Origin of the sequence: Paracoccus salsus, from assembly GCF_021556615.1 — a bacterium.
Taxonomy (GTDB): domain Bacteria; phylum Pseudomonadota; class Alphaproteobacteria; order Rhodobacterales; family Rhodobacteraceae; genus Paracoccus; species Paracoccus salsus.
Genome location: NZ_JAKGGD010000001.1, coordinates 455308 through 472361, shown reverse-complemented (window position 1 = coordinate 472361; position 17054 = coordinate 455308). Strand labels below are relative to the sequence as shown.

Sequence of the window (17054 nt, the reverse complement as noted above, 5' to 3'; positions counted from 1 at the left end):
ATGCCGGGCGTGATTGCGTTTCCCCTAGTCGATGTTCTGCTTTCGTGCTAACCCTTTGGAAAAAGAGAAGGGGCAGCGATGCGGGTTCTGGGGATCGATCCCGGCTTGAGGAATATGGGCTGGGGGGTGATTGCGGTGGACGGTCCGCGGCTGCGGCATGTGGCGAACGGCGTGATCCGATCGCCGGCCGATGGCAGCGGCGAGGATCTGGGCGCACGTCTGTCGCTGCTGTTCCGCGGCCTCTGCGCCGTGATCGTCGAGCATCGACCGGACGCGGCGGCGGTCGAGCAGACCTTCGTGAACAAGGACGCCTTCGGGACGCTGAAACTGGGGCAGGCGCGCGGGATCGCGCTGCTCGCGCCGGCCGAGGCGGGGCTGACCGTCGGGGAATATGCGCCCAACGCGGTCAAGAAGACCGTGGTGGGCGTTGGCCATGCGGGCAAGGAACAGGTGCAGCACATGGTGCGCGTCCAGCTGCCCGGCGTCCTCTTCGCCGGTCCCGACGCGGCCGACGCGCTGGCGATCGCGATCTGCCACGCCCATCATCTGCAAGGTCGCGCCATCCGCGCCGTGGCGTCGCGCCGGGGCGTGGCATGATCGGGCGGATTGCCGGGATCATCCTGCATCGCGCCCGCGACCAGGTGCTGATCGACGTGCGCGGCGTGGGTTATATCGTGCATGTCAGCGAACGCACGGCGGCCGGCCTGCCTCCGGCGGGCCAGGCGGTGGCGCTGTATACCGACCTGCTGGTGCGCGAGGATCTGTTGCAGCTGTTCGGGTTCCCGACGATGCTGGAGAAGGAATGGCACAGGCTTCTGACCAGCGTTCAGGGGGTCGGGGCGAAGGTGTCGCTGGCGATCCTGGGCACATTGGGTGCGGAAGGCCTGTCGCGGGCGATCACGCTTGGCGACTGGGCTTCGGTTCGCAAGGCGCAGGGGGTGGGGCCGAAACTCGCGCAGCGCGTGGTTCTGGAACTGAAGGACAAGGCGCCGGGCATCATGGCGCTGGGTGGGGATCTGACCGTGGATGCCGGTGCCCTGGGTGGCGGCGATGCGGCCGGGCCGGGCATCGAGCACGGCCCGGCCGCCGCCGAGGCGTCCGCCTCGGCGCGCGCGTCCTCGGGACCTGCGCCTTCGGCACGATCGGCCGGCGATGCGCTGTCGGCGCTGACCAATCTGGGCTATGCCCAGTCCGAGGCCGCAGCCGCCGTGTTTGGTGTGCAGGCGCAGGAGCCGGATGCGGACACTGCGGCGTTGATCCGCGCGGCGCTGAGGTCGCTGGCACCCAAGGGGTAGATGATGGGAAACGCGCGTACCTTTCTTCTGATGGCTTCCATGACCGCGCTGGTCATGGCGCTTGGCTGGATGCTGGGCGGGCGGGGCGGGGCGCTGCTGGCGCTGATCCTCGCGGGGGGCGGCAACCTCTATGCATGGTGGAACAGCGACAAGATGGTGCTGCGCCAGCACGGCGCGGTCGAGCTGGGCCCGCAGCAGGGCGGGGATCTTCATGCGCTGGTCGCCGAACTGGCCAGCCGCGCCGATTTGCCCATGCCCAAGGTCTATCTGCTGCCGACCGAGCAGCCCAATGCCTTTGCGACCGGCCGCAATCCGCAGAATTCCGCCGTGGCGGTCACCCGGGGATTGCTGCGCGGCCTGGACCGCGACGAACTGGCGGGCGTCATCGCCCATGAGCTGGCGCATATCCGCAACCGCGACACGCTGACCATGACGCTGACCGCGACCATGGCCGGGGCGATCGCGATGATGGGCAACATGCTGCTGTTCACGGGCGGGCGCAGCGATCGGGGCGGCGGTCTGGGCGCCATCCTGGCGATGATCCTTGCGCCCATCGCGGCGATGATGGTCCAGATGGCGATCTCGCGCGCGCGCGAGTTCGAGGCCGATCGCGAGGGCGCCCGGATCTGCGGCCAGCCGCTGGCGCTGGCCTCTGCCCTGGGGCGCATCGCGCAGATGGCGGGCCGCAGCCTGAACATGCCGGCCGAACGCAACCCGGCCTCGGCGGCGCTGTTCGTCATCAACCCGTTGCACGGATTGCGGATGGATCGCATGTTCGCCACCCACCCACCGACCGAGCAGCGCATCGCGCGGTTGCAGGCGATGGCCGGCCGATGACCCAGTCCGACCCGATGCTGCGGCCCGAACCGCTGGACGGAGAGTTCGAGGATCGCGCCCTGCGCCCCCAGGCCCTGACCGATTTCGTGGGTCAGGCCGAGGCGCGCGCAAATCTGCGCGTCTTCATCGACAGCGCCAGGATGCGCGGCAAGGCGATGGACCACACGCTGTTCTTCGGGCCACCAGGCCTAGGCAAGACCACGCTCGCCCAGATCATGGCCCGCGAACTGGGCGTGAACTTCCGGATGACCTCGGGACCGGTTCTGGCCCGGGCGGGCGACCTGGCGGCGATCCTGACCAATCTCGAGGCGCGCGACGTGCTGTTCATCGACGAGATCCACCGCATGAATCCGGCCGTCGAGGAGGTTCTCTATCCGGCTATGGAGGATTTCGAGCTGGACCTGGTCATCGGCGAGGGTCCGGCCGCCCGGACCGTCCGGATCGAGTTGCAGCCCTTCACGCTGGTCGGCGCGACCACGCGCCTGGGCTTGCTGACCACGCCACTGCGCGACCGCTTCGGCATCCCGACCCGGCTGCAGTTCTACGAGATCGACGAGCTTGACCTGATCGTCCAGCGGGGCGCGCGCCTGCTGGGAATCGACGCCGATCCCGATGGCACGCGCGAAATCGCCCGCCGGGCGCGCGGAACCCCAAGGATCGCGGGGCGGCTTCTTCGCCGCGTCATCGATTTTGCGCTGGTCGAGGGCGATGGCCGTCTGACCCGCGGCATTGCGGATTCCGCGCTGGTCCGGCTGGGCGTGGACGATCTGGGCCTCGACGGGGCCGACCTGCGATACCTGACGCTGATGGCGCAGCATTACGGCGGCGGGCCGGTTGGCGTCGAAACGCTTTCGGCCGCGTTGTCCGAAAGCCGCGATGCGATCGAGGAGGTGATCGAACCCTATCTGCTCCAGCAGGGCCTGATCGCCCGGACGCCACGCGGGCGGCAACTCGCCGCGCGGGCCTGGCGGCATCTGGGTCTGGCCGCGCCGGTCACGCCGGGCCAGGCCAGGCTTTTCGAGAGCTGATCGGTGGCAGCCGGCCGGAAAAAGGGGGCGCTGCCCGCGTTGCCTGGGGCGATCCCCCCGGATATTTCGGGACCAGAGCAGGCACCGGATAACGCCCCATCCCGCCACGGGATGAGGCGCCTGCCTCGGTCGCGCTCAGCGGCGTCCCCGCCTGCACCGCAGGGTCCTCGATCGAGGTGAAGCCTGAAGAAAGTGCTGATCGGCCGGCCTTGGTCTTCACCTATCCAGCCTGGGTTCGGTTGCGGGAAACCCCCGGCGGGTGCCTCAGGGCGTCAGGCCCTCGGGGTCGGGCAGCCCATTGCTGCGCGCGGTCGCGGTCAGGGTGTTGGCCAGAAGGCAGGCAATGGTCATCGGTCCAACGCCCCCGGGCACCGGCGTGATCGCCCCCGCGACCTGCGATGCGGCGGCGAAATCGACATCCCCGACAAGCCCATCCTCGGTGCGGTTGATCCCGACATCGATGACGGTGGCGCCCGGCTTTAGCCAGTCGCCTTTCACGAAATGGGCCCGGCCGACGGCCGCGATCACGATATCGGCCTGACGGCACAGGTCGGGCAGGTCCGTCGTGCGCGAATGCGCGATCGTGACCGTGGCGCTGTCGCGCAGCAGAAGCTGCGCCATCGGCTTGCCGACGATATTGGACCGGCCGATCACCACGGCGCGCTTGCCCGACAGGCTGCCAAGCTGGTCACGCAGCAGCATCAGGCACCCCAGCGGCGTGCAGGGCACCATCGCCTTCTGACCGGTGGCCAGCCTGCCGACATTCAGGATGTGAAACCCGTCCACATCCTTGTCCGGGTCGATCGCGTTGATCACGGCGGCCTCGTCCATGTGCGCAGGCAGCGGCAGCTGCACCAGGATACCGTTGACCGCCGGATCGGCGTTCAGGCTGGCGACCAGCTCCAGCAGAGCGGTCTCGGGTGTGTCCGCGGGCAGCCTGTGTTCGAACGAGTTCATGCCGATCTCGCGCGTCTGTTTGCCTTTCGAGCGGACATAGACCTGGCTGGCCGGGTCCTCGCCCACCAGCACCACCGCCAGCCCCGGCGTGATGTCGCGGGCCTTCATCGCGGCGACTTCCTTCGCAAGCCGCTCGCGCAGGCGCGCGGCGAAGGCCTTGCCGTCAATCAATGTGGCAGTCATGGGCGATCTCCCTTCAGATGTCTGTTTTCCTGAGCGATCGCGGCATCGACCAGCTGGCGCCAGATTGCCTCGAAAAGCGCGCCGTCCAGCCCGGCGGCAGCGGCATTGCGGCGCGCATTTGCGACGACTTCGTCCACTCTCCAGTCGATCCGCGCGGGCAAGCCCTCGGCGGCCTTGATGCGCGCAGCGCGGTCGATCAGCGCGCTGCGCCGCGCAAACAGGGCGATCAGCTCGGCGTCCAGCGCGTCGATCCGGGCGCGCAAGGCATTCATGTCGGCAATATCGTCGATCTCGCTCATGGTCCCGAGGGAATGCACCGGCAGGGGCCGGGGCACAAGAGGCATGGGTCAGCTGTCATCCGCGTCGGCGGGGACCTCCGGCCTGCAAATCTGCGCCACCTGCCTGCGTCCAGGCCCGGGCATGCGGCTTGCCCCGCCTGGATCGTGCCGCCGCGTCGCCATGCGCGCCTTGCGGAACGCCTTGCGAAACTAGAGACCGGTGGTCGCCAGCACGCGCGTGATGACCGGGGCCAGGCGCGCGGCCCATTCGGCCTGGCCTGCCTGACTGCGGATCAGGTCGTTGCGAAGTTCGATCAGCATGTTCGGCCGGCCATGGGACAGCGCATGGCGATCGACGGAATCGCCATCCAGATGACCGCTATAGGGCTGGTTCTCGCCGGTGATCCAGCCCTCGTCGCGGCAGGCCTGCACCATCGCGGGACCAAGCCGCGAATCACGATGCGAATACAGGATGCCGATTTGCCATGGGCGTGGCGGCCGGCCCCGCAATTGCGGCGTAAAGCTGTGGATCGCGCAGATGCAGCGCGCCGGATGGCGGGCCGCCAGAGCCTGAAGTGCGGCGTGATAGGGCCGGTGCAGCCGCTCGAGGCGGCGCTCGCGCTCGGCCGCTCCCGCCTGCTTGTTCGCCGGGATCACCGTGCCGTCATAAAGCCGCATCAGCAGCGTCGGATCATCCTCGCCGCGATTCGGGTCTATCACCAGGCGCGAGAAATCCGAAAAGATCGCGGGGGCGTCCAGCAGGGCGGCCAGCCGCGCCGCCAGCCCCGCGGCCCCCACGTCGAAGGCGATATGGCGCCCCATGTCGGCCTGGGCGATGCCCAGATCCCCGCCGTTCACCCAGTCGGGCACGCGATTCGTGGCATGATCGCAGGTGATCAGCCAGCGCGAGGGCCGGTCTTCGCCATCCGTCCAGAACGCCCGCTCTGTCATCGAGTCGTGATCCTTCATATCGCCGGCTGTCTATGCCACTAAAGCGACAGACGCCAGTTGCCGCTGAGCGGCGATTGTGCCATTGGTAGCGCTAAAGTCAGGAAGGGCGGGACGATGAGACGACATCGCAATGTGAAGATCGTGGCCACGTTGGGACCGGCATCCAGCAGCAAGAAGATGATCCGGGCGCTGTTTGACGCCGGTGCGGATGTGTTTCGTCTGAACATGAGCCATGGCAGTCACGACGACCACCGCGCCCGGCACGCGACGATCCGCGAGATCGAGGCCGAGACCGGAAGGCCGATCGCGATCCTTGCCGATCTGCAGGGCCCCAAGCTGCGCGTGGGTCCGTTCACGGCCGGCGCCCATGACATGGAAGAGGGCGACAGCTTCCGTTTCGATCTGGACGACGCGCCGGGCGATAGCCGCCGCGTGCAGTTGCCGCATCCCGAGATCTTCGCGGCGCTCGAGAAGGGCAGCGAACTTCTGGTCAATGATGGCAAGATCCGTCTGACGGTCAGGGATTGCGGTCCCGATTTTGCCGAATGCACGGTGACGGTGGGCGGCACGATCAGCGACCGCAAGGGCGTGAACGTGCCCGACGTGGTGCTGCCGCTGGCCGCCTTGTCCGACAAGGATCGCGCGGACCTCGAATTTGCATGCGAGCTGGGCGTGGACTGGCTGGCCTTGTCCTTCGTGCAGCGCGCCGAGGATGTCGAAGAGGCCAAGCGGCTGGCGCAGGGTCGTGCCGCGGTGCTGTCCAAGATCGAGAAACCCTCGGCCGTCCGCGCCTTCGACGAGATCCTCAGGGCGTCCGACGGGATCATGGTTGCGCGCGGCGATCTGGGGGTCGAATTGCCGGTCCATTCGGTGCCGCCGATCCAGAAAAGGCTGGTGCGTTTGTGCCGGGCCGCCGCCAAGCCGGTGATCGTCGCCACCCAGATGCTGGAATCGATGATCGAAAGCCCGATGCCGACCCGCGCCGAGGTCAGCGACGTGGCCAATGCCATCTACGAGGGCGCCGATGCGGTGATGCTGTCGGCCGAAAGCGCTGCCGGCCAGTATCCCATCGAGGCGGTGACCACGATGGACAACGTCGCCCGATCGGTCGAGGCCGATCCGAATTATCGTGCCATCATCGAGGCCGCGCGCGCCGCCAAGCTGCACAGCATCGCCGACGCCATCGTGACCGCCGCGCGCGAGATCGCGGAAACCACCGACATCGCCGCGATCTGCGCGTTCTCGCAATCCGGCACGACCGTCAGTCTGGTCGCGCGCGAACGACCGCGCGTCCCGATCCTTGCGATGAGCCCGGTGGATACCGTCCTGCGCCGCATGTGCCTGACCTGGGGCACGCATTGCGTGAAGACCCCACGGTTGAGCCGCTTCAAGGAAGCCGTCGTCAACGCGACCCGCGCGGCGCGCGATTTCGGCTTTGCCGACGAAACGCGCCAGGTTGTTGTCATGGCTGGCGTGCCGTTCAACGTGCCGGGCACCACCAACATCCTGCGCATCGCGCCCTGTGACGAGCGGTTGATTTACGCGACCGATCCGGAATAAACCCGCCAGACAATAACAAGAACGGGTGTCTTCATGTCCGATTATCTGCTGCTTGCCGGTGTGGCGCTGTGCCTGATCTCGGTGCTGGTCGCCGTTGCCCAGCTTGTTCAGACAAGACCGCCGCGCGCGGGGGTCATCCTGCTGGTGCTGGGCATCGTCGCGATCTTTGCGGCGGCCTATCTGCAGCCCGGCCCGTTCACGCCGCAGGATGTCCTTGCCGCCTGGGACCGCGTCTCTGCCGAGGCGCAGGGCACCGCGCCCTGATCCGCGCCCCTCGGGGCCGCAGCCACTTGTCAAATCCCGCGCGCGCCCTTATACGGCGCGCTTCCGATCCGCGCGGCCGGCCGACATGGCATTGCCGAGTTGCGCGTTCACTCTGACGAAGGAGATGAAAATGCCGAAGATGAAGACCAAAGCGGCCGCCAAGAAGCGGTTCTCGACGACGGCCACGGGCAAGGTCAAGGCAGGTCAGGCCGGCAAGCGCCACGGCATGATCAAGCGTTCGACCAAGTTCATTCGCGACGCGCGCGGCACCACCATCCTGTCGGATGCGGATGCCAAGATCGTCAAGAAATACATGCCCTATAACCGCTGATTCGAGGACCGAGACATGGCAAGAGTTAAATCCGGCAAGGTTACCCACGCCCGCCACAAGAAGATCCTGAAGGCGGCGAAAGGTTACTATGGCAACCGTTCGCGCAACTTCCGCACCGCCACGCAGGCCGTCGACAAGGCGAACCAGTACGCCACGCGCGACCGCAAGAACCGCAAGCGCAATTTCCGCGCGCTGTGGATCCAGCGGATCAACGCCGCCGTCCGGCTGGTCGATGGCGAGATGACCTATTCGCGCTTCATCAACCTGCTGTCGAAAGCCGGCATCGAGGTGGATCGCAAGGTTCTGGCCGATCTGGCCGTGAACGAGCCCGATGCGTTCGGCGCGATCGTCGAAAAGGCGAAAGCCGCGGCCTGAGCGAACACTTTCGGCAGATTTCGACGGCCCGCCCTTCCGGACGGGCCGTTTTTTGCCTTTCGGCGGGGCCGGGGTCGCACTGACCGACTGCGCTGGGGTGCAATCCGGCCCGTTGCGCCCCGTGACGACGTCGATCACGCCCTGACGAACGCCATCCGATAGATCACCTGTTCGCCCGTCACCGGCGCGGTCCCCGGCGCGCCGCCGATCGTCAAACGTCCCCCGGACAGCGTGAGGGGCCGCGACAGTTCAATCTCGCCATTCGGATTCCAGGCGCGTTCGACAGGGGGAACGACCCTGTTCCCGCTGAGGCTGTCGCTGGCCACATGGGCCGCATGCTGTCGAAAGCCGTCACCTTCTCGCCGTCCGACCGGGGCCCGCCGTCAGGGTTTCGACACGCTGTCGAGGTATCCGATCGCGTCGCGCAGTTCCTCCAGGATGTCATACCACAGCCGGATATCCCGGATCCGCCTGAACTCGGCCTTCACTTCCTCGTCATGCATCATCCCCTTGGCTTCCTTGAGGCTGTCGCGGGCCTGTTCGGGCTCGCCATCCTCGGCCATCCGCCCGGCCGCGGTCAGAACCTCCAGTATCTGCCGCAGCGCGGTGGTGCCCGGCGTCGGCGGGCGCGGCGGGATGATGGGCATGTTCGGCAGGTTCTGGCCGGGCGGCTGCATCACCTTCAGGGCGGCCTCGATCTTGGCCTTGAGATTTGCGATCTCCTTCAGAAGGTCCGAAAAGCTTCGGACCTCCTTCAGCCTGTCCAGACGCCAGGGCGGGGGCAAGGGAACGGGGCACGGCATCGCGCCGGTCGCGGGGGCAAGCAGACCGGGCAGGTCCAGCCTGACGAATTCGCTGATCTTGTGATCCGCGATCACCGCCGCCTGGTAATCGTTGGCGTCGTTCCACATGATTTCGGGGTCGGGGTGTCGGCTGGCCATGGCCACCTCCTGCTTGTCGCGCAACGCGCCAGGAGGCTGGGGCCGCATGGCGCCACAGGCTTTCATCATACACCGATTCGTCCTCTCGGTCGAGCGACAGCCGGCTGACGTGTCGCAGGCCGGGCTCATTGTCGCCGGGCCCGTTGCGGCCTATTCTCGACCGATGAGCGAGCTTTCGACCTCCGCCTCCCGACCGACCGCGGCGTCCCCTGACCGGGACGAGCCGGTCAAGGTGGAACTGGCGCGCAAGCCGATGGGCATCATCGGCACGGTGCTGGCGGCGCGGCGCAACCTTCTCAGCATCATTCCCGAACTGGCCCTGCGCCAGCCGATCGTGTCGGGACGCACGGGCATCCGCTGGCACATGGTCATGGATCCCGAAAGCCTGCGCCACATCCTCAAGGACCGGGTCGAGGACTATCCGAAATCCGTCACGACCAAGCTGATCCTGGAACCCGCCATAGGCGACAGCCTGTTCATCGCCGAGGGCGCGCAGTGGCGCTGGCAGCGGCGCGCGCTGGCGCCCGCCTTCGCCCATCGCCACGTCACCGCGCTGGGGCCGGTGATGACCGCCGCGGCCGAGGCGTCAAGCCGCCGCCTGGCCGCCGCGCAGGAACCGGTGGACATGTTCGAGGAAACCGTGGCGGCGACATTCGAGGTGATCTCGGACGTGACGCTGTCCGGTGACGCGGCGTTCGACCGCGCGGCGGTCCATAATGCCATCAACGGCTATATCGCGCAGACGGCCAAGGTCTCGCTTCTGGACGTGATGGGCCTGCCCGCCTGGCTGCCGCGTCCGGGGCGGCTGTTCTCGGGCGGAGAGTTGAAGCGCATGCTGCGCATCGCGGACGAGGCCATCGCGTCGCGCGCCGCCGCGGGGCATGCGGGCGCGCCCGACCTTCTCGATCTGCTGCTGGACGCCAAGGACCCCGAGACCGGCCGCAGCATGACCCGCACCGAGCTGCGCGACAACCTGCTGACCTTCATCGTCGCGGGCCACGAGACGACGGCGCTGACGCTGGCCTGGGCGCTGTATCTGTGCGCCTTCGACCCGTCCGTCCAGGACCGGGCCGCCGCCGAGGCGCGGGCCGCGATCGGTGACCGGGCCGCGACCGCCGACGACATGGGCGCGCTGCCCTATACGCTGCAGGTGGTGAACGAGACGCTGCGGCTGTATCCGCCGGCGGCGTTCCTGTCGCGCACCGCCCGCATGCCCGACCGGCTTTGCGGGCGCGAGGTCCGGCCGGGCGACACGGTGATGCTGCCGGTCTACGCGCTGCACCGCCATCACCTGCTGTGGGACCGGCCAGACGCCTTCGATCCCGACCGGTTCCAGACCGCCCCCGACCGCTATGCCTTCCTGCCCTTCGGCGCCGGTCCGCGGATCTGCATCGGCGCAAGCTTCGCCTTGCAGGAAGCGGCCATCATCCTGGCCACGCTGCTGGCGCGGTTCCGCTTCGAGGCGCTGCCCGGCGTCGCGCCCGAACCCCGCCTGATCCTGACCCTGCGCCCGCATGGCGGCGTGCGCCTGCGTGTCTCGCCCCGCTGATCGCGCAGCGACACGCGTCGCGGCTTGCGATACTCACGAATTCGTTACAGTCTTGGCCTCACTGCGCAATCAGGAGGCTTTCGCATGAACGCGATCATCGATTTTCTCAACACCATCTTCTGAGGTTATGTTCTGATCTACGGCCTGCTGGCCGTCGGCCTCTATTTCACGATCCGGCTGGGCTTCATCCAGTTCCGGCACTTCGCCGAGATGTGGCGCTGCGTCGTCGGCTCGGGCGAGACCGACCGTGACGGCATCACCCCGTTCCAGGCGCTGACCATCAGTCTCGCCAGCCGTGTCGGCACCGGCAACATCGCTGGCGTAGCGGTCGCGCTGACACTGGGCGGACCGGGGGCGATCTTCTGGATGTGGATGGTCGCGCTGGTCGGCATGGCCACGGCCTACGCCGAATCGACGCTGGCGCAGCTTTACAAGATCCACGGTCCCGGCGGCATGTATCGCGGCGGCCCGGCCTTCTATATCGCCCGCGGGCTCAAGCAGCCATGGCTGGCGGCACTGTTCTCGCTGGCGCTGATCGCGTCCTTCGGGCTGATCTTCAACGCCGTGCAGGCCAACTCGATCGCCGAGGCGGTCGAACGGTCCTTCGGGATCGACAAGGCCATCGTCGGCGTGGTGCTGGCGGGGCTTGCCGGGATCATCATCTTCGGCGGAATCCCGCAGATCGCGCGGGTGGCCGAAAAGGTCGTGCCGGCAATGGCGGGGCTGTATCTCCTGGCTGCGATCATCGTGCTGGCGATGAATATCGGCGAGGTGCCCGGCATCCTGGCCGGCATCGTCAAATCGGCTTTCGGGCTGCAAGAGGCGGTGGGCGGCGTTGCCGGCGGGATCATGGCGGCGGCGCTGAACGGCATCAAGCGCGGCCTGTTCTCGAACGAGGCGGGGATGGGCTCGGCCCCCAACATCGCGGCCGTCGCCACGCCCGACCCGCATCACCCCAGTTCGCAGGGCTTCGTGCAGGCGCTTGGCGTGTTCATCGACACGCTGCTGATCTGCACGGCGACGGCGGTGATGATCCTGCTGGCCGACGTCATCCCGTCTGCAGAACTGACCGGGGTGAACCTGACGCAGGCCGCGCTGACCGACCATTTCGGCGGCTTCGGCGGCATCTTCGTGGCCATCGCGATCTTCTTCTTCGCCTTCACCTCGATCATCGGCAACTACACCTATGCCGAAAACGCGGTGGTGTTCCTGGGCGGTGGCACGACCGGGATCATGGTCCTGCGCGTGGCGGCGCTGGCGATGGTGATCTGGGGCGCGATGCAGGCGGTCAGCACGGTGTTCAACTTCGCGGATGCCAGCATGGGCCTCATGGCGACGATCAACCTGATCGCGATCGTGCTGCTGTCCGGTACGATCGCGCATGTGACGCGCGACTATGTCCGCCAGCGCAAGGCGGGCCAGGAACCGCGCTTCCACATCGCGGACCATCCCGAGATCGCGCCCGGCGTCAATGGCGAGATCTGGAAATAACCATCCTGGAAAGGGGGCATCACGCCCCCTTTTCACGGCGCTTCATTTCGATTATTCTGGAAAGATGGAAATGAACGCCGCCCTCGACTGCTTTGCCGCACTCGGTCAGCCGATGCGGCTTTCGGTCTTTCGCCTGCTGGTCCATGCAGGTGCCAACGGCATGGCCGCCGGAGAGATCGCCCAGGCGCTGAACGCGCGCGAGAACACGCTGTCCTCCAACCTGTCGCTGCTGGCCAAGGCCGGGCTGGTGCTGCGGCGCCGCGAGGGCCGGTCGATCCGCTATTTCGCCGACCTGACGACCATGCGGCATCTGGTCGATTACCTGCTCAGCGATTGCTGTGGCGGCAATCCGGCTCTCTGCCGCCCGGCCATCAATACCCTTATCTCAGCCCCGGTTCCCGATCTGTCAACGGAGTCCAAGATGCGCGACGAACCCTTCAACGTGCTGTTTCTGTGCACCGCCAACTCTGCCCGCTCGCTGATCGCCGAGGCGATCCTGAATGCCGACCCCTCGGGCCGCTTTCGCGCGTTTTCGGCCGGTTCCCATCCCGCGGGCCAGCCCAACCCGCGGACCCTGCAACTGCTGGATCGGCTGGGCTACGATCTGTCGGGCATCCGCTCGAAAAGCTGGGATGAATTCGCCGGCCCGGACGCGCCGCGCATGGATTTCGTCTTTACCGTCTGCGACAGCGCCGCCGGCGAGGTCTGTCCCGTCTGGCCGGGCTATCCGGTGACCGCCCATTGGGGCGTGCCCGATCCGGCCGCCGTCTCTGGCAACGATGCCCAACAGGCCGCCGCTTTTGCCGCGACCCACAAGATGCTGGCGACCCGGCTTTCGGCCTTCACCAGCCTGCCGCTGGAATCGCTGGGACGCAATTCGCTGCAGGCCCGGGTCGACAGGATCGGCCGGGATGAAACCCCTCTTTCGGACGCACGAGGCTGACATGACCGACCTGACCGCCACGGGACCCGCGCCTCTTGGCACATTCGAACGCTGGCTCAGCCTGTGGGTGCTTGCCGCAATGATCGGCGGCATCGGGCTGGGCGTGGTCGCGCCCGGCCTGGTGCAGGCCGTCGCCGGGGCCGAGGTCGCCTCGATCAACCTCGTGGTCGCGGTGCTGATCTGGGCGATGGTCTATCCGATGATGATCGGTGTGGATTTCGGCGCCGTCTCGGGGATCGCGCGACAGCCGCGCGGCCTGCTGATCACGCTGGCCGTCAACTGGCTGGTCAAGCCGTTCACCATGGCCGCGCTGGCGGTGCTGTTCTTCGAATACATCTTCGCGCCCTGGATCGACCCGCAGGATGCCACGCAGTATATTGCCGGGCTCATCCTTCTGGGCGCCGCGCCCTGCACCGCGATGGTCTTCGTCTGGTCGCAGCTGACCCGCGGGGACGAGACCTACACCCTGGTGCAGGTCTCGGTGAACGACCTGATCATGGTCGTGGCCTTCGCGCCGATCGTCGCCTTTCTGCTGGGCGTGACCGATGTGCAGGTGCCATGGCAGACGCTGGTGCTGGCGACCGTCCTTTACGTGGTGCTGCCGCTGATCGCCGGCCAGATCACCCGCCGCGCGATGGGCGACCGAACCGCCGCCTTCATCGCCCGGATCAAGCCCTTCTCGATGATCGGGCTGCTGGCGACCGTCGCCATCCTGTTCGCGCTGCAGGGGCAGGTGATCCTGGACCGCCCCATCGTGATCGCGATGATCGCCGTGCCGATCCTGATCCAGAGCTATGGCATCTTCGCGCTGGCCTATGCCGCCGCCCATGCCTTGCGCGTGCCGCACCGGATCGCCGCGCCCTGCGCGCTGATCGGCACGTCGAACTTCTTCGAACTCGCCGTCGCGGTCGCGATCAGCCTGTTCGGCCTGAATTCCGGCGCCGCGCTGGCGACTGTGGTCGGCGTGCTGGTCGAGGTGCCGGTGATGCTGTCGCTGGTGGCCTTCGCCAACCGCACGCGAGACCGTTTCCCCGAGGTCCGGACATGATCGTCATCCACCACAACCCCGATTGCGGCACCTCGCGCGACGTGCTGGACATCATCCGCGCCTCTGGCGCCCGGCCCGTCGTGATCGACTACCTCGCCGAGGGCTGGACCCGCCCGCAGCTGCTGGCGCTGTTTGCCGCCGCCGACCTGACCCCGCGCCAGGCGTTGCGGGCCACGAAATCGCCGGCCGCGGATCTGGGCCTGCTGGATGAGGGCGTATCCGACGACGCGATCCTCGACGCGATGCTGGCCCATCCGGTGCTGGTCAATCGACCCATCGTCGCCTCGCGCAAGGGCGTGCGCCTGTGCCGCCCCTCAGAGGCCGTGCTGGGCCTCCTGGACAGCCTGCCGCCCGGCCCGCTTCGCAACCAGGACGGCCAAGGGATGCGGAATGAGGGGGGCACGATCCTTGACTGACCTGCCGAACGTCAATCCCGACTGCTTCGACCCGATCACCGCCGCGGGGCTGAAGCCCGCCACCTCCAGCACCCACAAGCCGCGCATCCTGCTGCTATACGGCTCGCTGCGCGAACGCAGCTTCTCGCGCTTCGCGGCCGAGGAATCCGCCCGCATCCTGACCGAATACGGGGCCGAAACGCGGCTCTTCGATCCACGCGACCTGCCGCTGCCCGACGCGACCGATGCCGAACATCCCAAGGTCGCCGAACTGCGCGCGTTGGTCGGGTGGTGCGAGGGCATGGTCTGGTCCTCGCCCGAACGCCACGGCGCGATGTCCGGCGTGATGAAAGCCCAGATCGACTGGATCCCGCTGTCGCTTGGTGGGGTGCGCCCGACCCAGGGCAAGACGCTGGCGGTGATGCAGGTCTGTGGCGGCAGCCAGAGCTTCAACACCGTCAACCAGCTTCGCATCCTCGGCCGCTGGATGCGGCTGCTGACGATCCCCAACCAGTCCTCGGTCGCCAGGGCCTGGGACGAATTCGACGACCAGGGCCGGATGAAACCCTCGCCCTATTACAACCGCATCGTCGACGTGATGGAGGAGCTGATGCGGTTCACCCTGCTGACCCGCGACCTGCGCGACCATCTGACCGACCGCTACTCGGAACGCGTCGAAAGCCACGCCGCCCTGTCGGCGCGCGTCAACCAGTCGAAGGCGGTCTAGTGCCCGGCCTTCCCCCGCCCGCCGACAAATGCTAACGCAGGCGCCGACACGCGACGCGAAGGCAAGACGATGGATGATCTGACCCCCCTGCGCCAGCAATGGCTTGACCGCATCAAATCCGCCGCAGACCCCGCGGCGATCGAGGATGTCCGCCTCGCCGCGCTTGGCAAGAAGGGCGAGATCAGCCTGAAGATGCGCGAACTGGGCCGGATGAGCCCCGAGCAACGCCAGACCACCGGCAAGGCGCTCAACGCCCTGCGCGACGAGATCGACACCGCGCTGCGCGCCCGCAAGGCCGCGCTGGACGATGCCGCGCTGGAGGCACGGCTGGCCGGCGAATGGCTGGACGTGACACTGCCCGGCCGGCCGCGCCCGCAAGGCACGATCCACCCGGTCAGCCAGGTCATGGACGAGGTGACCGCGATCTTCGCCGATATGGGCTTTGCCGTGGCCGAGGGCCCGCAGGTCGAGACCGACTGGTACAATTTCGACGCGCTGAACATCGCGCCCGAACACCCGGCGCGCCAGGAACACGACACGTTCTTCATGCACCGCGCGCCGGGCGACGACCGCCCGCCGCATGTGCTGCGCACGCATACCTCGCCGGTCCAGATCCGCGCCATGCAGGATCAGGGTGCGCCGATCCGCGTGATCGCGCCGGGCCGCGTCTACCGCATGGACATGGACCAGACGCACACGCCGATGTTCCACCAGATCGAGGGGCTGGCCATCGACCGCGACATCTCCATGGCGCAGCTGAAATGGACGCTTGAGGAATTCTTTTCGGCCTTCTTCGGCACCCGCGTGAAGACCCGCTTTCGCGCCAGCCATTTTCCCTTCACCGAACCCTCGGCCGAGGTCGATATCCAGTGCTCGTGGGAAGGCGGCACGCTGAAGCTGGGCGAGGGCGAGGGCTGGCTCGAGGTGCTGGGTTCGGGGATGGTCCATCCGCATGTGCTGCGCTCGGGCGGCATCGACCCCGACGCATGGCAGGGCTTCGCCTTCGGCATGGGCATCGATCGCATGGCGATGCTGAAATACGGCATCCCCGACCTGCGCGCCTTCTTCGAATCCGACCTGCGCTGGCTGCGCCATTTCGGCTTCATGCCGGGCGACGTGCCAAGCGTGGCGGGCGGGCTCAACCGGTGACAAGCGGCCCGCCGCCCGCGGTTCATCGATACCCGACCGCCTCCGCCGTCAGCCGCTGCCGGATCATCGCCTGATCCTCGCGGATCATGCCGGGGATCAGGAACAGATCGACCAGCGCCCAGATGCTGACCAGGGCGATGGGCAGCCAGCCGATCAGGATCGGCGCGGTCAGCCAGCCGATGCCCCACAACAGCAGCATCAGCGCGCCGCTCATGTAGCGGCCCAGATAGAACCGATGCGCGCCGAACCCCCACAGCAGGATCGCCAGCAGATAGGCCACGAAGGGCGATCTCGCCTCGTTCGCCACGCGTTGCTCGATCAGCAATTCCCGTTCCACACCCATCAGCCTCGTGTCCCTGCAGGTCTCGGGCGGAAACCGCCGCCCACGCGCAAGAGATAGGGCAGGATCGCTGCCGCGCAAGGCCGCGCGCCCGGGACCAGGGCCGCCGCGCGGCCGCGCCCTGCCTTGGTCGGGACATATCCTCGGGGGTCCGGGGGCAGACAGCCCCCGGGCGTCGCGGGACGCAAACGATGCTGTTGCGCCATTCCGCGCAACAGCGCGCGCAAGCGGTGTACAGCCTGTGCACGGCCGGTGCACGCCTCGTGCATGCTCCGTGCACGGGCCAGTGCCTGGTGCCGTGCCTCCTCCTGTGCCTGTCCGGTCCGCGCCCGGCGCGATGAAAACCGGGTCGTCTGCCGGCATCATCGCGATCGCCTGGAAAACCCCGCGCCGCGTCGGGGCCAACGCTGCG

20 protein-coding genes are annotated in these 17054 nt (G+C 67.5%); 15 read left to right on the top strand and 5 right to left on the bottom strand.

Annotation, left to right across the window (positions count from 1 at the left end; genetic code table 11):
* The first annotated feature begins 78 nt into the window (after nucleotides 1-78).
* The 4 genes from ruvC to ruvB are packed head-to-tail and all read left to right on the top strand — an operon-like array spanning nucleotide 79 to nucleotide 3160.
* Nucleotides 79-597: a crossover junction endodeoxyribonuclease RuvC gene (ruvC, locus tag L1965_RS02355; RefSeq protein ID WP_235754788.1), complete on the top strand. Its 519-nt coding sequence runs from the start codon at nucleotides 79-81 to the stop codon at nucleotides 595-597.
* Nucleotides 594-1295 carry a Holliday junction branch migration protein RuvA gene (gene ruvA, locus L1965_RS02350; RefSeq protein ID WP_235754787.1) on the top strand — a complete coding sequence of 234 codons (702 nt, stop codon included), beginning with the start codon at nucleotides 594-596 and terminating at the stop codon, nucleotides 1293-1295. Before ruvC ends, ruvA begins: the two co-directional genes overlap by 4 nt.
* Before the next feature lie 3 nt (nucleotides 1296-1298).
* Entirely contained in the window at nucleotides 1299-2132 is an 834-nt protein-coding gene (locus L1965_RS02345; RefSeq protein WP_235754993.1) for a M48 family metalloprotease, read from the top strand.
* Nucleotides 2129-3160: a Holliday junction branch migration DNA helicase RuvB gene (gene ruvB, locus L1965_RS02340; protein WP_235754786.1), complete on the top strand. Its 1032-nt coding sequence runs from the start codon at nucleotides 2129-2131 to the stop codon at nucleotides 3158-3160. The genes L1965_RS02345 and ruvB overlap by 4 nt, the downstream gene beginning before the upstream one ends.
* 264 nt (nucleotides 3161-3424) lie before the next feature.
* On the opposite strand, the gene folD is transcribed toward ruvB, so the two are convergent.
* From folD to L1965_RS02325, 3 genes are all read right to left on the bottom strand, one after another.
* A complete protein-coding gene (gene folD, locus L1965_RS02335; RefSeq protein WP_235754785.1) occupies nucleotides 3425-4300 on the bottom strand; it encodes a bifunctional methylenetetrahydrofolate dehydrogenase/methenyltetrahydrofolate cyclohydrolase FolD in 876 nt (291 codons plus the stop codon).
* Nucleotides 4297-4599 carry a chorismate mutase gene (locus tag L1965_RS02330; RefSeq protein WP_235754784.1) on the bottom strand — a complete coding sequence of 101 codons (303 nt, stop codon included), beginning with the start codon at nucleotides 4597-4599 and terminating at the stop codon, nucleotides 4297-4299. The genes folD and L1965_RS02330 overlap by 4 nt, the downstream gene beginning before the upstream one ends.
* A gap of 189 nt (nucleotides 4600-4788) precedes the next feature.
* On the bottom strand, nucleotides 4789-5529 hold the full coding sequence (locus L1965_RS02325; protein ID WP_235754783.1) for an N-formylglutamate amidohydrolase: 741 nt from the start codon (nucleotides 5527-5529) through the stop codon (nucleotides 4789-4791).
* Between the two features lie 114 nt (nucleotides 5530-5643).
* On the opposite strand from L1965_RS02325, the gene pyk reads away from it, so the two are divergent.
* The 4 genes from pyk to rplT all read left to right on the top strand — a co-directional run bounded on the left by pyk (nucleotide 5644) and on the right by rplT (nucleotide 8059).
* Nucleotides 5644-7089 carry a pyruvate kinase gene (gene pyk, locus L1965_RS02320; RefSeq protein ID WP_235754782.1) on the top strand — a complete coding sequence of 482 codons (1446 nt, stop codon included), beginning with the start codon at nucleotides 5644-5646 and terminating at the stop codon, nucleotides 7087-7089.
* 33 nt (nucleotides 7090-7122) lie between these two features.
* Entirely contained in the window at nucleotides 7123-7353 is a 231-nt protein-coding gene (locus L1965_RS02315; protein ID WP_235754781.1) for a hypothetical protein, read from the top strand.
* Between the two features lie 130 nt (nucleotides 7354-7483).
* Nucleotides 7484-7684 carry a 50S ribosomal protein L35 gene (gene rpmI, locus L1965_RS02310; protein ID WP_235754780.1) on the top strand — a complete coding sequence of 67 codons (201 nt, stop codon included), beginning with the start codon at nucleotides 7484-7486 and terminating at the stop codon, nucleotides 7682-7684.
* Nucleotides 7685-7699: 15 nt separating this feature from the next.
* Entirely contained in the window at nucleotides 7700-8059 is a 360-nt protein-coding gene (gene rplT / locus L1965_RS02305; protein WP_235754779.1) for a 50S ribosomal protein L20, read from the top strand.
* A gap of 383 nt (nucleotides 8060-8442) precedes the next feature.
* Here the strand turns inward: rplT and L1965_RS02300 are convergent, their stop codons facing one another.
* Nucleotides 8443-9000, bottom strand: a complete 558-nt coding sequence (locus tag L1965_RS02300) for a hypothetical protein (RefSeq protein WP_235754778.1) — start codon at nucleotides 8998-9000, stop codon at nucleotides 8443-8445.
* Nucleotides 9001-9163: 163 nt separating this feature from the next.
* On the opposite strand from L1965_RS02300, the gene L1965_RS02295 reads away from it, so the two are divergent.
* The 7 genes from L1965_RS02295 to pheS all read left to right on the top strand — a co-directional run bounded on the left by L1965_RS02295 (nucleotide 9164) and on the right by pheS (nucleotide 16302).
* A complete protein-coding gene (locus tag L1965_RS02295) occupies nucleotides 9164-10549 on the top strand; it encodes a cytochrome P450 (RefSeq protein WP_235754777.1) in 1386 nt (461 codons plus the stop codon).
* A gap of 132 nt (nucleotides 10550-10681) precedes the next feature.
* On the top strand, nucleotides 10682-12040 hold the full coding sequence (locus tag L1965_RS02290) for an alanine/glycine:cation symporter family protein (RefSeq protein WP_338421462.1): 1359 nt from the start codon (nucleotides 10682-10684) through the stop codon (nucleotides 12038-12040).
* Nucleotides 12041-12110: 70 nt separating this feature from the next.
* Nucleotides 12111-12983: a metalloregulator ArsR/SmtB family transcription factor gene (locus L1965_RS02285; RefSeq protein WP_338421460.1), complete on the top strand. Its 873-nt coding sequence runs from the start codon at nucleotides 12111-12113 to the stop codon at nucleotides 12981-12983.
* A 1-nt stretch (nucleotide 12984) separates the two neighbouring features.
* Nucleotides 12985-14031, top strand: coding sequence for an ACR3 family arsenite efflux transporter (gene arsB / locus L1965_RS02280; protein ID WP_235754775.1), 1047 nt, complete (start codon nucleotides 12985-12987; stop codon nucleotides 14029-14031).
* Nucleotides 14028-14447, top strand: a complete 420-nt coding sequence (locus L1965_RS02275) for an arsenate reductase family protein (RefSeq protein WP_235754774.1) — start codon at nucleotides 14028-14030, stop codon at nucleotides 14445-14447. Before arsB ends, L1965_RS02275 begins: the two co-directional genes overlap by 4 nt.
* Nucleotides 14440-15153: an arsenical resistance protein ArsH gene (gene arsH, locus L1965_RS02270; RefSeq protein ID WP_277882926.1), complete on the top strand. Its 714-nt coding sequence runs from the start codon at nucleotides 14440-14442 to the stop codon at nucleotides 15151-15153. The genes L1965_RS02275 and arsH overlap by 8 nt, the downstream gene beginning before the upstream one ends.
* A gap of 69 nt (nucleotides 15154-15222) precedes the next feature.
* Entirely contained in the window at nucleotides 15223-16302 is a 1080-nt protein-coding gene (gene pheS / locus L1965_RS02265; RefSeq protein ID WP_235754773.1) for a phenylalanine--tRNA ligase subunit alpha, read from the top strand.
* 22 nt (nucleotides 16303-16324) lie between these two features.
* Here pheS and L1965_RS02260 read toward each other — a convergent pair whose 3' ends face one another.
* A complete protein-coding gene (locus L1965_RS02260; RefSeq protein WP_235754772.1) occupies nucleotides 16325-16645 on the bottom strand; it encodes a TM2 domain-containing protein in 321 nt (106 codons plus the stop codon).
* Nucleotides 16646-17054 lie beyond the last annotated feature (409 nt).